General features: G+C 48.5%; 11 protein-coding genes. 6 read left to right on the top strand and 5 right to left on the bottom strand.

Translation table 11 applies throughout. The features are described 5' to 3' along the window. Window positions 1-92: 92 nt before the first annotated feature. The 3 genes from BLS03_RS20795 (at window position 93) to gntR (ending at window position 3,281) form a co-directional block, all read left to right on the top strand. Complete coding sequence (locus tag BLS03_RS20795; protein WP_093278508.1) at window positions 93-593, top strand: gluconokinase; 501 nt, start codon at window positions 93-95, stop codon at window positions 591-593. Then, window positions 590-2,077, top strand: a complete 1,488-nt coding sequence (gndA, locus tag BLS03_RS20790) for an NADP-dependent phosphogluconate dehydrogenase (RefSeq protein WP_093278506.1) — start codon at window positions 590-592, stop codon at window positions 2,075-2,077. The genes BLS03_RS20795 and gndA overlap by 4 nt, the downstream gene beginning before the upstream one ends. 202 nt (window positions 2,078-2,279) lie before the next feature. Beyond that, the gene (gntR, locus tag BLS03_RS20785) at window positions 2,280-3,281 is read left to right on the top strand and encodes a gluconate operon transcriptional repressor GntR (RefSeq protein WP_093278504.1); all 1,002 of its coding nucleotides are present in this window, start codon (window positions 2,280-2,282) and stop codon (window positions 3,279-3,281) included. A 100-nt stretch (window positions 3,282-3,381) separates the two neighbouring features. On the opposite strand, the gene hutG is transcribed toward gntR, so the two are convergent. Beyond that, the gene (gene hutG / locus BLS03_RS20780) at window positions 3,382-4,188 is read right to left on the bottom strand and encodes an N-formylglutamate deformylase (RefSeq protein WP_093278502.1); all 807 of its coding nucleotides are present in this window, start codon (window positions 4,186-4,188) and stop codon (window positions 3,382-3,384) included. 164 nt (window positions 4,189-4,352) lie between these two features. Further along, window positions 4,353-6,041 carry a urocanate hydratase gene (gene hutU / locus BLS03_RS20775; RefSeq protein ID WP_093278499.1) on the bottom strand — a complete coding sequence of 563 codons (1,689 nt, stop codon included), beginning with the start codon at window positions 6,039-6,041 and terminating at the stop codon, window positions 4,353-4,355. Between the two features lie 217 nt (window positions 6,042-6,258). Here hutU and BLS03_RS20770 point away from each other — a divergent pair, with 217 nt between their 5' ends. The 3 genes from BLS03_RS20770 (at window position 6,259) to hutC (ending at window position 9,162) form a co-directional block, all read left to right on the top strand. Continuing rightward, window positions 6,259-7,644 (top strand): formimidoylglutamate deiminase, encoded by a 1,386-nt coding sequence (locus BLS03_RS20770; RefSeq protein ID WP_093278497.1) that lies wholly within the window; start codon window positions 6,259-6,261, stop codon window positions 7,642-7,644. Further along, the gene (locus BLS03_RS20765) at window positions 7,634-8,299 is read left to right on the top strand and encodes a HutD/Ves family protein (RefSeq protein WP_093278496.1); all 666 of its coding nucleotides are present in this window, start codon (window positions 7,634-7,636) and stop codon (window positions 8,297-8,299) included. Before BLS03_RS20770 ends, BLS03_RS20765 begins: the two co-directional genes overlap by 11 nt. A gap of 95 nt (window positions 8,300-8,394) precedes the next feature. Next, a complete protein-coding gene (hutC, locus tag BLS03_RS20760; protein WP_218122027.1) occupies window positions 8,395-9,162 on the top strand; it encodes a histidine utilization transcriptional repressor HutC in 768 nt (255 codons plus the stop codon). Window positions 9,163-9,303: 141 nt separating this feature from the next. On the opposite strand, the gene BLS03_RS20755 is transcribed toward hutC, so the two are convergent. The 3 genes from BLS03_RS20755 to BLS03_RS20745 form a co-directional block, all read right to left on the bottom strand. Then, a complete protein-coding gene (locus BLS03_RS20755; RefSeq protein WP_093278493.1) occupies window positions 9,304-10,473 on the bottom strand; it encodes a 5-methyltetrahydropteroyltriglutamate--homocysteine S-methyltransferase in 1,170 nt (389 codons plus the stop codon). 202 nt (window positions 10,474-10,675) lie between these two features. After that, window positions 10,676-11,761 (bottom strand): acyltransferase family protein, encoded by a 1,086-nt coding sequence (locus tag BLS03_RS20750; protein WP_176765655.1) that lies wholly within the window; start codon window positions 11,759-11,761, stop codon window positions 10,676-10,678. Window positions 11,762-12,323: 562 nt separating this feature from the next. Then, window positions 12,324-13,019, bottom strand: a complete 696-nt coding sequence (locus tag BLS03_RS20745; protein WP_093278490.1) for a pirin family protein — start codon at window positions 13,017-13,019, stop codon at window positions 12,324-12,326. Window positions 13,020-13,251 lie beyond the last annotated feature (232 nt).

Here is a 13,251-nt window from a genome sequence, read left to right as displayed (position 1 = left end):
GCCGATTCAAGACCTTAAATCAACAGGTCGCAAACGTATTAAGAAGTTCACAGCCTTCGTGATTGGGCGAAGGCTAAGGATGGTATTGTCCAATGAAAGCGAAAAAAATATTAGTGATGGGCGTGTCAGGTAGCGGAAAAAGCCTGATCGGCAGTGAAATTGCGAAAGCCCTAGCGCTGCCTTTCTACGACGGAGATGACTATCATCCCGAGTCTAACGTTGAAAAAATGCGCCAAGGTATTCCACTTAATGATCAAGACCGCAGCGGCTGGCTTGAAACCTTGAACCATCTATACACAGATAATGATGCCGCAGTGATCGCCTGTTCGGCGCTGAAACCGGAGTATCGCGATGTACTGCGTCGTAATAATCAGCAGTTGGTGATTATCTATTTAAAAGGCGATTTTGACACCATTTGGTCGCGTCACCAAAAGCGTGCCAATCACTATTTTAATGGTGAAGCGATGCTCAAAAGTCAGTTTGAAGCGCTGGTGGAACCGAGTGAAACCGAGGCGATACACATCGATATTGCGCCTTCATTTGAACAGGTGCTTAACCAGGCGTTAAATGCAATTGCGGAGCGTCAGGCATGAGCAAATCCGATATTGCGCTACTCGGGCTTGGAGTGATGGGCAAAAGCCTTGCCTTGAATCTGCTTGATCATGGCTTCAACGTTGCAGGCTTTGATATCAACAGCCTAAACCGCGATAACGCCGCCAAGAAAGCCAGAGAGCTAAGTCAGCAGTCGGGTAAAGGCGATTTTTATAACGCGTCAAATCTTGGCGAATTGCTGGCAAACCTTGCCACACCAAGAGTGATTGCACTGTCGGTGCCGGCAGGAAGCATCGTCGATAGCGTGATTGACCAACTCATCGCCGCAGGCCTTGAGGCGCAAGATATTGTTATCGATACCGGCAACAGCCTATGGACCGACAGCGAGCGCCGCGAGCGTAACTACCAAGGCAAGCTGCGTTTTTTCAGCACGGCGGTGTCTGGCGGTGAAGTGGGCGCGCGTTTCGGGCCTTCTTTAATGGCAAGCGGCGATCTCAGTGCTTGGCAAGTGGTTAAGCCGATGTGGCAGGCGATCGCCGCCAAAGTTGATCAACATGGTCAGCCACTAGGCCAGTTTGAAAGCGGAGAGCCATGCGCTGCGTATCTTGGCCCGGCTGGGGCAGGGCACTACGTTAAAATGGTGCACAACGGCATTGAATACGCTGACATGCAGCTTATCTGCGAAGCGTATCATGTGATGTCGCAACTGCCGCTTAGCGCGCAGCAAATCGGCGCAACGTTTGCCAAATGGAATCAAGGCGTTTTAAGCAGTTACCTGCTGGAAATCAGCGCTGAGATTTTACAAACATCCGATCCTGTCACGCACCAACCTTTCGTAGACATCGTACTGGATAAAGCCGGGCAAAAGGGTACTGGGCTGTGGACTGCGGTGAATGCGTTGCAGGTGGGCGTGCCAGCGCCAACCATCGCGCAGGCGGTCTTTGCCAGAGCGCAAAGCGGGCAAAAAGCGCTCAGGGTGAAAGCTGCTGATATGCTGTCGAAGCCTTCGCCGCTTGCGCCTAACGATTTCGATGCGCTGCTTGACGATTTGCACGATGCGCTGTTTAGCGCCAAAGTTGCGGTGTATGCACAGGGGTTCGATTTAATTAAAACCACGGCACACGCTGAGCAGTGGCCGCTCGATTTTATCGCGATCGCTAAAATTTGGCGTGCGGGCTGTATTATTCGCGCCCAAATCCTGCAAGATATTAGTCAGGCGTATCAAGACGATTCACAGCTCGAGAATTTACTGCTGGCGCCAAGTTTCAGCGCCCAAATTTCAGGCAAAGCCCCGGGCTGGCGAAGAGCGGTGGCGCACGCAGCACTAAGTGGCGTACCTATGCCTGCGATAAGTTCGGCGCTGAGTTACTACGATGGACTACGCAGCGCGGTGCTGCCCGCCAATCTGCTGCAAGCGCAGCGCGATTATTTCGGTGCCCACAGTTATGCGCGAGTGGATGAGCCAGAACATCGCCGTTACCACTTGACTTGGAGCGCGAGCGACAAACAGCAGATCGAACTTTAAACCAAGGCGCTCATGTTGTTGAGCGCTTTTGTCTTTTTACGCCAATGAAGTTACGTCAATGAAGGTTTGCGTTACAAGACACTAAAAAATAGATCCGTAAAAATACGCGCAATAAAACTGTTGGTATTCACGTCACTCTGTGACAGATTATGTTACTGGTAACATTATTCGTAACTGATTGTTTAACTGATTTGAAACCGTCATGGCTACTAAGAAAAAACGTCCTACATTACAAGATATCGCCGATCGCGTCGGAGTGACCAAAATGACGGTAAGCCGCTGTTTACGCGATGCTAGCCAAGTCTCCGAGGCGCTAAAAGATAAGATCAACCAAGCGGTTGAAGAACTTGGTTATATTCCGAATCGCGCGCCGGATATTCTCTCTAATGCCAAATCCAACGCGATTGGCGTATTGGTGCCATCCCTGACCAACCAAGTATTTGCCGAAGTGATTCGCGGTATCGAATCGGTCACCACACCGGCTGGCTATCAAACCATGATTGCCCACTATAGTTATAGCAACGAGCTTGAAGAACAAAGTATCGCCTCGCTGCTGTCTTATAACGTCGATGCGATCATCTTGTCGGAAAATGTCCACACCGAAAAAGCGCGCAAAATGCTGCAAACGGCGGCGATTCCGGTGATTGAAATTATGGACAGCTACTCTGCGCGCATTGAGCAGGCGGTAGGGTTTGATAACACTCAAGCGTCATTCGATATGACTTGTGCGTTACTGGCCAAAAAGCGGCGCCGCATCGCCTATTTTGCGGCGCGAATGGATGGGCGTACTCGATTAAAACTTGAAGGTTATCGTCTGGCGGTTAAGCAAGCCGGATTAGAGCCAATAAGTTTGCAAACCGAAGATGCTTCGTCATTTACCTTAGGCGCCAAGCTGCTGGGTCAATTGATCGAACAATATCCCGATGCTGACGGCATCGTCTGTACCAATGATGACTTGGCGATTGGCGCGCTGTTTGAATGTCAGCGCCGCGGCATCAAAGTGCCTGAACAAATGGCGATTGCTGGTTTTCATGGTCACGATATCAGCCAAGCCATGATCCCTAAACTGGCCACGGTAATGACCCCACGTGAAGAGATCGGCCGCGTCGCGGCAAGTGAGTTAATCGAGCGACTCAAAGGCAACGAAGATTGGCAACAAGTGATTGACCTTGGTTATCGCATTGAAGTTGGTGAGAGTATTTAACGATTTTCTATATCAAGCTTGATGTTAAAGGTTTTGCCAATTTGAGCGAACATGACGCCCAAAATAATATCAGTATTCGGACGTCAAACTTTATGAGTAGCTAACTTAGCTTAACCGCCAATATCGCCTTAATTATCGCTTCTATTTGGCGTTGAATTGCTGGCGCTTTCTGGCTATCAAGTTGATATCGACCTTGTGCTAATGCTTCATTATTTAGATAGGTATCTTGCGACAATTCAAGCTGAATCGCATGAATATTGTCACCGGGATTGCCAAAGCCGCGGGTAATAAAACCGCCTTTAAAGCGGCCATTTACCACTTGAGAATACTCATCTGTGATGGTGCTGGTGACGGCATCAACCAGACCTTGCTTACACGACTCACCTTGATTGGTGCCCCAGTTAAAATCGGTCAGTTTGCCTTCAAATAGCATGGGTACGTGCGCCGCGATACTGTGGGCATCAAATAAAATGGCGTAGCCAAACGTCGATTTAAGCCGTTCAAGCTCGCTGGCGATTTGGTCATGGTAGGGGTGCCAGATTTGCTGTTTGTAACGTTCGCGATCTTGCGCACTAGGCGCTTTGCTATCAGCAAATACGGGTGTTGAATCAAACAAGATTTCAGGAAACAGACCGGTGGTTTTGGTGGTGTAAAGCGGCTTGTCATCAACAGGTCGATTAAGGTCAACCACATAGCGTGAATAATTCGCCGAAATCATGCTCGCACCGAGTTTTTCAGCGCTTTGATACAGGGTCGGAATGAACCAATCGGTATCTGGCAATGCTTGGGCGGCAGGGGTTAAACCTTGCTCGACTTCCGGGGTTAATTGGGTGCCAGAGTGAGGCATGCTGATCAATAGCGGCACACTGCCGGAGTGAAATTCAAATGGCGAGGCAATTTGGGACATAAAACGCAGCGCTCCTTGCTCGAAATTATTGCTTTGAGAATAGTGGTTTAGTTGAAACTCACGTTTGCTATGAAAATAGAGGTTCGCGAGTGATTTTTCGGTTGACCTCAGAAACTGGCAAAGGTAACAAGGATAGCCACCAGAGTGGCTATCCGAGAGCGAGGTTATTTCCCCGAGATCATTGGCAGATTAAGACCTTGCTCGATAGCGCAGTCAACGGCGATGTCGTAACCCGCATCTGCGTGGCGCATAACGCCCGTTGCTGGGTCGTTATGCAGCACGCGCGCGATGCGCTCTGCAGCTTCGTCGCTACCGTCACAAACGATGACCATACCAGAGTGTTGAGAGAAGCCCATGCCGACGCCGCCGCCATGGTGCAACGAAACCCAAGTCGCGCCCGATGCGGTATTGAGTAGCGCATTGAGCAGCGGCCAATCCGATACCGCATCTGAGCCATCTTTCATGCCTTCGGTTTCTCGGTTCGGGCTGGCAACAGAACCCGAGTCTAAGTGGTCGCGGCCAATCACGATTGGCGCAGAAAGCTCGCCGCTTCTGACCATTTCGTTAAATGCGAGGCCTAGTTTGGCGCGTTGCCCCAAACCGACCCAGCAGATACGCGCAGGCAAACCTTGGAATTGGATACGTTCACGCGCCATATCGAGCCAGTGATGTAGGTGCTCGTCATCGGCAATCAGCTGTTTGACTTTGGCATCGGTTTTGTAGATATCTTCAGGATCGCCCGACAGCGCAGCCCAGCGGAACGGACCCACGCCACGACAAAATAGCGGACGAATGTAAGCCGGTACAAAGCCTGGGAATGCAAACGCGTTTTCTACGCCTTCTTCCAGTGCCATCTGACGAATGTTGTTGCCGTAGTCAAAGGTTGGAATGCCTTTGGCGTGAAACGCTAGCATAGCTTCAACATGTTTTGCCATCGCCTGTTTCGCTGCTTTTACCACTTCTTTTGGCGATGTTTGCGCTTTATCGCGATACTCTGCCCAGCTCATACCGATAGGTAAGTAACCGTTAAGCGGGTCGTGAGCCGAGGTTTGGTCGGTGACCATATCTGGGTGAACGCCGCGGAGTACCAATTCTGGCAAAATTTCTGCCGCGTTGCCGCAAAGACCAATTGAAATCGCTTGACCAGCTTTGGTGTATTTTTCGATTCGCGCCAGTGCATCGTCTAAATCGTTGGCTTGTTCATCCAAGTAACGAGTTTTAAGACGAAAATCGATGCGGCTTTGCTGACACTCGATGTTGAGTGAACAAGCGCCGGCAAGTGTTGCTGCGAGCGGCTGCGCGCCACCCATGCCGCCAAGGCCTGCGGTTAACACCCAGCGACCTTTCAGGTTGCCACCAAAGTGCTGACGACCAGCTTCTACAAAGGTTTCATAGGTGCCCTGAACAATGCCTTGGCTACCAATGTAGATCCACGAACCTGCCGTCATCTGACCATACATGGCAAGGCCTTTGGCATCGAGCTCGTTAAAGTGTTCCCAGTTGGCCCAGTGTGGCACGAGGTTAGAGTTGGCTATCAGAACGCGCGGCGCATTGCTATGGGTTTTAAATACGCCAACGGGTTTGCCCGATTGCACCAGCAGAGTTTCGTCTTCTTCAAGATCTTTTAGGCTCGCCACGATGCGATCAAAACACTCCCAATCACGCGCGGCGCGGCCAATACCGCCGTAGACGACGAGCTCTTCTGGGTTTTCAGCAACCTCAGGGTCGAGGTTGTTCATCAGCATGCGCATTGGCGCTTCGGTAAACCAAGATTTGGTATTAAGTGTTGAGCCAGTCGGGGCTTTGACGGTGCCTGCACGGTAGCGACGGTCACTAGACTTGTGCTGAGTCATAGTCGATGATCCTTATCTGAGTAGTACATGTATATACAACCAAATGTAGCGTCGAAAAAGTAAGCTGGCAAGGGTTATTTTGCACTCAAAGTCGAACAATATTGTCTATCACACATCTTACTCATGAGACGGTTGCATAACGTTAAAATTGCTTGTATATACATTTTAGTTCAGTACAGGGTAGCACCACAGTGCATACCAGGATTAGGAAATCATAATGACAGGGAATTCACACAGTCATACTGTGTTTGCCGAGCGTGCTTGGCTCTCGTCTGGCTGGCAGCGCAATGTTTTATTAACGATTGAGCATGGCCAAATTACGGCGCTTGAAACCGACGCCACGCCTTCTTCCAGTGCGAAGCGCCTTAATGGGCCGCTGTTGCCGACCATTGCCAATGTTCATTCTCACGCGTTTCAACGGGTGATGGCTGGCATGGCGGAAGTCAGTTTGAACCCCAACGACAGCTTCTGGAGTTGGCGCGATTTGATGTACAAAATCGTTGCCAAGCTGTCACCAGAGCAAGCCCGGGTTATTGCTACCGCGTTGTATATCGACATGCTCAAGGCTGGTTACAGCCAAGTGGGCGAATTTCATTATTTGCATCATGATGTGGCGGGCAAAGCCTACGCCAGCCGCGCCGAGATGTCACAGCAGCTGATTGATGCCGCCGATGCTAGTGGGCTAGGTTTAACGCTACTACCGGTGTTGTATTCACATTCGGGTTTTGGTGGTCAAGCGCCAAACGCAGGTCAAGCACGGTTTATTCATAGCGTCGATTCTTATCTTGACCTGCAGCGCGAGTGCCAAACCCGAATCAAGGCAGCGCCACTTAATCAACTTGGTATCTGCTTTCACTCACTGCGCGCGGTGACAGAGTCACAAATGCGCACGGTATTGGACGAGTTACCAAATCGGTCACTGGTGCATATCCACATTGCCGAGCAGCAAAAAGAAGTCAATGACTGCATTGACTGGTGCGGCCAGCGTCCGGTCGAGTGGTTAGAGCGCAATATCGGTTTAGATAAGCGCTGGTGCTTAGTGCACGCTACTCACCTCAATCAAGATGAAGTGCGCGCGATTGCCAATAGCGGTGCAGTCGTTGGGTTGTGTCCAACCACCGAAGCTAATCTCGGTGACGGAATTTTTCCGGCGGTGGATTATGCCAATGTTCAAGGACGCTGGGCGATTGGCTCTGATAGTCACGTCAGTTTGTCTTTGGTTGAGGAGCTTCGCACTCTTGAATACGGGCAACGTCTTCGCGATCAGCAGCGTAACCGCCTGTATGATGCGCAGCAACATCGAATTGGCGATCATCTGTTTTCGAATGCGCTTATCGGCGGCAATCAAGCCTGCGGCGTGACGCTCGGGCTTGAAGTCGGAGCGCGCGCTGACTTTATGGTGCTTGATGAAAGTCATCCATTTATCGCCGCCAGTCAAGACAGTGACATTCTCAATCGCTGGCTGTTTGCGTGTAACGAAAATTTGATTAAAGACGTGTTTGTGGCTGGCAAGCAGGTCATCTTTGATGGTCATCATCCGCTTGAACACGAGAGTCGTCAGGCGTTAACCGAAGTGATTAAGCGAGTGATATATGATTTGTGAGCCGGTTTCTTTATACCGTTTGTTAACCCCAAGCGATTATGTGCGTATGCCATGGAAAAACGGTTTGGGTGAAACCTTAGAAATTGCGGTGAAATCGGATCACCTCGGTATTGCGTATCGCGTTAGCCAAGCTGCGGTGGTTAATGATGGTGAATTCTCCGATTTCAGCGGATTGCAGCGCACCTTAGTGTTGCTTGGTGGTAAAGGCATGAAACTGACCCACAGCACTGAGCGTGGCTATCAAGTGGTGCATGAACTGTATACACCGCTTGCGGTGGCGCGTTTTTCCGGTAGTGACAAAACCTACGCGACATTGGTTGATGGGCCGATAGCGGATCTGAACATCATGGTGCGTGAAGGGCAGGTGAGCGCAAGTGTCGAACCACTTTGTCCTGCAGCAAGTGTTAAATTGCACCAACATACTCACGCTTTGTACGCGGGATTTTTTGCCAGCAGTGATAGTGAAGTTTTGATTCAAGATGCCGATAGCAAGGGCATTCCTTTGCATGTGCAGCGAGTTCAAGTACCGAGCGGCCATACGCTGGAATTTACCGCAGCGGTTAAAGTCAGCGTCGTGACGGGGTTTGGCGTAGCGGTTGATATTCGAGGTAATAGTGAGCCAAACCATGGCCGCTATTTTAACTATTCTTACTAAGCTTTGTATCGAATAGAAAGCGTGTGGAGATGTTTTGTACTCTCATCGTGCTGGGTATATAATCCCCGCAAATATCAACGACTTTGGAAGGTTTCGTGTCTGATTCGACTGCTGCAATGCTGAATGATTTGTTGGCTGACTTGCCAAGCGAGCCATTGCCGATTTATGCCAAGGTAAAGCTTGCGATCACCACCAAAATCCAAAGTGGTGAATGGCAACAAAACCAGCGCGTACCTTCTGAGTTGGAGATGGTTAAAGCGCTGGGCGTTAGCCGTATGACGGTCAATCGCGCATTGCGAGAGCTTACCGCTGAAGGCGTACTGACGCGTCAGCAGGGCGTAGGTACCTTTGTTGCCGAGAAAAAAGCCCACTCAGCGTTGTTTGAAGTGCATAGCATCGCAGAAGAAATCACCGCACGCGGCCATGTTCATCGCGCTGAGCAACTGCAATTGGAAGCGGGACGCGCAAGCGTAGAAGAGGCGATGATGCTTGGCGTTCGCACCAATCATCCTATTTTCCGTTCCGTGATTTTACACTTTGAGAACGATTTACCCATTCAGCTTGAAGAGAGAATCGTTAACGCCGATTTGGCGCCAGACTACGATCAACAAGATTTCACCCATCGTACCGCGTATGAATATCTCACCAGCGTCGCGCCGCTCAGTGAAGGCGAGCATTTGGTTGAAGCTGTGCTGCCAACGCCATTTGAATGTCAAAAGCTCAGTGTGTCATCTTCCGAGCCGTGCTTGCAGATCAAGCGCCGAACATGGTCCGGCGAAGATATTGTTACCGCTGCGCGTCTGCTTCATCCGGGCATGCGTTTTCAGCTGTTTGGTCATTTTGGCCGGCCAAACAGCATTTAAGTGATAATCTCAGCTAATAATCGATTCATGAAAAAACGCCCAAGCAGATTGGATTGCTTGGGCGTTTTATTTTTAAATTGGTGCGGAGAAACAAAATCGCACCTTAAGACGTTGTTAGTATTTGTTTGTTTTAATTCTGTACTAAGCCGCGTTGACCTGCTTGCCCCAGACTTGGTCCGCAACGTGTTTAACCAGAGCAATTTTGTCCCATTGCTGCTGCTCTGTTAGCGCGTTGCCTTCTTCTGTCGATGCAAAGCCGCATTGAGTGCTGAGGTACAGCTGGTCTAAAGGTACGTATTGGCTCGCCTCACTGATGCGCGCAACAATCGATTCTACTGACTCCAACTCGCCTGTTTTTGACGACACTAAACCAAGCACCACTTTTTTGCCCGGCGCAAGCTCTTTAAGCGGCGTGAAGTCGCCAGCGCGGTCGGTGTCAAACTCGAGATAAAATGCAGCAAAGTTTTCTTTACCCAGTAACGCATCAGCAACTGGCTGATAACCACCGGATGCAGCCCAAGTTGAGCGATAATTACCACGGCATACATGAGTGGTGAGTACCAAATCGTCCGGAGCACCCGTCAGCGCTTGGTTGTTGACGGTTAACAGCTGCTGTTTAAGCGCAGCAATGCTACCTGCGTGATCAAAATCGTGGGCGTCTCCACAGCCGCATTGTGACTGACCAACGCTTGCCGCGGCGACTTTCGGGTCAGTTAGCATGCCCCAAGTACAATCATCTAGCTGTAAGTTACGACAACCCGCTTGATAGACTTCTTGAATAAAGATTTGGTATGCAGCGGCAATATCATCGACCAGCAAATCTGGGTTGGGGTAGATGGCGCGAGTGTTCTCAATATTACACGGACGCAGCAATTCTTTAAGAAATTGCGCCGGCGCCGGTGCGGTCAAGCGCGCGACGACATTGTCATCGGCAAGGCTTTGCAAGAATTTAAAATGCTCGATGAACGGATGGTTATGACCGGTAATCTTGCCAGTCAGTCGTACGCTTTCCGCACGCGTCTCTACTTTGGCAAATTGGTAGCCTTGTTCGATTTCGGCTTTTTCAACCCCGCCAAGACCCCACATGAAATCTAAATGCCACCAACTGCGACGAAATTCGCCATCGGTGATCACGTTGAGACCAGCCTGTTTTTGTTTTCCGACCAACTCGGTGATCGCTTGGTCTTCTATTTCGGTCAGTTGCGCTTGGGAAATGCTGCCAGCAACAAAATCACGGCGGGCTTGGTGTAAGTAATCAGGGCGTAAGTAACTGCCAACAACGTCGGCGCGAAAAGGCGGTTTTAAGTTCATGAATACAGCGCTCTCTGGCAAAGAAATAAGTCACAAAAAGAGTAGGGTAAACGTTGCGCATGACCAAGCGACACTTTCTCATGCTGATGATGAAGAAATTTCATGCTTTGGAGGCAAAAGAAATGTGAGATTTTTAGCAGTGGTAAACAGTCGCCACGATTGGTTGAATTTGATTCAGCCAATCGCGGCGTCGATATGGAATTTAGCTCGCAGGATTTCTTAATGTGGTCACTTTACCCATCAAAGATTTGAATGAGTTTGGGGGAGTGAACAGGTAAGGACGCGCCAATTTACCAAAGCTCACACAAGTTAAAGCACATAATACCACTGGCAATACCGTGATTACCACGATCTGCAGATAAGGGTTATCGGGCATATTGTGAGTTTTGGCCAGATGGTGGACATAAGCGATAAAAAATTGGTGGGTAATAAAAATTTCCAGTGAATATGCACCAATATGAGAGAACACTTTGGTGAACCATGGCATTTTCGAACCCATGACTATGGCGTAGATAAATACTAACGTCAGTGGGAACGTTAAAAGCGCAATTTGTAGGTAGCCATCCATTTCGCCAAACATGGTGTAGACGATTAGGAAAAAAGCCACCATCGAGAGTGCGATTGATGTCGCTTTACGTGTCGATTTTAGTGTTTCAATGATATTAGGAGCAAACCATGTACCGAACATAAAGAACACTAAGCCTTTATAAGCTAAGTTTTTCATTAACATCATTTGGCTATTGTCTGGATATGGGAAATATCGACAAGAAAGCATCAGTATAAAAGAACTTGCGGCGGTAATGAGGATTTGTTTCTGAACGTTAAAACGTGAAATCATTATCGCATAACCACTGAGAAGCAAAATCGCGTATAAGAACCATAAGTTGCCATACGGTGCAGTAAATACGAATATACTGCTGTCAAAAAAGGGATGAGATTTCCAAGGATACATGTGGATACCAGCCAGCTCGAAACTATATGAAATGGCTGTCCACAAAATGATGTTCCAAACGATAAACGGCACGCGTTTGGTAAACAACCATTCAAACTTATTGCGACTAACTAGGCTAAATACAATTCCTGAACAGATAAAGAAAGCGGGCATACGAGCAAGACCGATAAAAAAATCTGCGCGTTCTAGCGCATTGGCTAGAGTTCCAATTTGTTGATCTAGATAAGGGTTATACAGAGAGAGCGATAACCAACCATGATGTAGAGCGACTAATAGGACGGTAATTCCTTTAATTGCATCAACCCAGTCAAGACGAAGCTTTGTACGTTTATTCATTATTCGATTCATTTATAGCTTTGTGAGTATTCATAGCAATTACAACAAATTTCACAGGCTTAGTGTTAAAAGTGGTCCAAACCTATCTCATTAAGGTTAAAGTGAGATTTCTAATGTTAATTTTTAATTAATTCAAATGGTTATCTGGTTTTGCGTGAAGTTTGAAGCATTTTTTGCTATGTCTGTTACAAAGCTAATAATTAAATAAATATCAGTTAGTTAACCTTTTAAAACCATCAAGTGAATGGAGATTTTATCGAATATGAGAAAATTGCTAAGTATTATTTGGTCTTATTTGTGAGAGGTTCTTTTTTGCTGATACATCTTAATTCCATGCAATAGGCGGTATGCTTATTATTAACGCGGTAAACGTTAAGCACTAAATATAGAATTGAAGTCGAAAGAGTCATGAACTAATTGGGTTGCTCGGGTCATAGGTAAATAGTCTTTTCATGGCTAACCGGAAAAGAAGCGTCATGGTTTAGCGCTCGAGAAACGGTAGAGGGGCGACGCCTGCTTGCTGCGCTAAATCATGCGCAGCAAACTGAGAGTAAAAAGCGAGTTAAGGCAGGTCAAACACCAGCGCTTTAACCGGTGCTTGGCCAAGATTGCGCAGTTTGAGCGCAGTTTGCGCTTCGACTTTAGCGCCATCGCCAGGCTGCAGCGAGGTGTTGTCCACCATCAAATTACCTTCAATCTGATGAACATACACGCAGCGTTCCTCGTTAATTGGGAATTCGACTTCGCTGCCGACGGGCAGAATCAGTTGGTGCAGGCTGGCATCTTGTTTGATCATCAAGGTGCCATTTTCGCCCGTTGGGGTTGCGATAGCGGTCAGGCCGCTGTTTTGACCAAAATCTTTTTGCTGATAGTCTGGCTTTTGGCCGGTCACGTTGGGTTGAATCCAGATCTGTAAGAAATGCAGCGGCGCACTGTCTGAGTGGTTAAACTCGCTGTGATAAATGCCTGAGCCTGCCGACATCAATTGAAACTCACCGGCCGGAAGAACTTTAATATTGCCTTCGCTGTCTTTATGGGCGATTTCTCCGTCTAGCACATAGCTGATGATTTCCATGTCGCGGTGACCATGAGTATCAAAGCCAGCACTTGGGGTTACGGTATCATCGTTAATTACGCGCAGAGCCGAAAAGCCCATGTGTTTTGGATCGTAATAGTGACCAAATGAGAAGGTGTGTTTGCTGTCTAGCCAACCAAAGTTGGCGCGGCCGCGATCGTCGGCGTGTCTTACGGTGATCATAGTAACTTCCTCTTTCATTCCTGTCTCAGCGCGTGATTGCGCTGAAGTTGGCATCAGTATAGGCAGGGAGTTTGACGAAGAGAATCTGGGTGTTTTGACGAGCAAGTTCAAAAAATTCGAATGGGTTATTGTGGTGATTAACAATAATAAAAATGACGCCATGAAAGCTTAGGGAGCCATTGAGGCTCCCTGAGTCACTATGTACCTATTTACCTATTTACCTATTTACCTA

Origin of the sequence: Vibrio xiamenensis (assembly GCF_900100015.1) — a bacterium.
GTDB classification, from domain to species: domain Bacteria; phylum Pseudomonadota; class Gammaproteobacteria; order Enterobacterales; family Vibrionaceae; genus Vibrio; species Vibrio xiamenensis.
This window is presented reverse-complemented; position numbering and strand designations above follow the sequence as displayed.

Bases quoted from the DNA above. Each gene is read 5' to 3' on its own strand.
- gntR (WP_093278504.1), top strand. From the start codon at position 2,280: ATGGCTACTAAGAAAAAACGTCCTACATTACAAGATATCGCCGATCGC.
- BLS03_RS20770 (WP_093278497.1), top strand. From the start codon at position 6,259: ATGACAGGGAATTCACACAGTCATACTGTGTTTGCCGAGCGTGCTTGG.
- hutU (WP_093278499.1), bottom strand. From the start codon at position 6,041: ATGACTCAGCACAAGTCTAGTGACCGTCGCTACCGTGCAGGCACCGTC.
- gndA (WP_093278506.1), top strand. From the start codon at position 590: ATGAGCAAATCCGATATTGCGCTACTCGGGCTTGGAGTGATGGGCAAA.
- BLS03_RS20765 (WP_093278496.1), top strand. From the start codon at position 7,634: ATGATTTGTGAGCCGGTTTCTTTATACCGTTTGTTAACCCCAAGCGAT.
- BLS03_RS20795 (WP_093278508.1), top strand. From the start codon at position 93: ATGAAAGCGAAAAAAATATTAGTGATGGGCGTGTCAGGTAGCGGAAAA.
- hutG (WP_093278502.1), bottom strand. From the start codon at position 4,188: ATGTCCCAAATTGCCTCGCCATTTGAATTTCACTCCGGCAGTGTGCCG.
- BLS03_RS20745 (WP_093278490.1), bottom strand. From the start codon at position 13,019: ATGATCACCGTAAGACACGCCGACGATCGCGGCCGCGCCAACTTTGGT.
- BLS03_RS20750 (WP_176765655.1), bottom strand. From the start codon at position 11,761: ATGAATAAACGTACAAAGCTTCGTCTTGACTGGGTTGATGCAATTAAA.
- BLS03_RS20755 (WP_093278493.1), bottom strand. From the start codon at position 10,473: ATGAACTTAAAACCGCCTTTTCGCGCCGACGTTGTTGGCAGTTACTTA.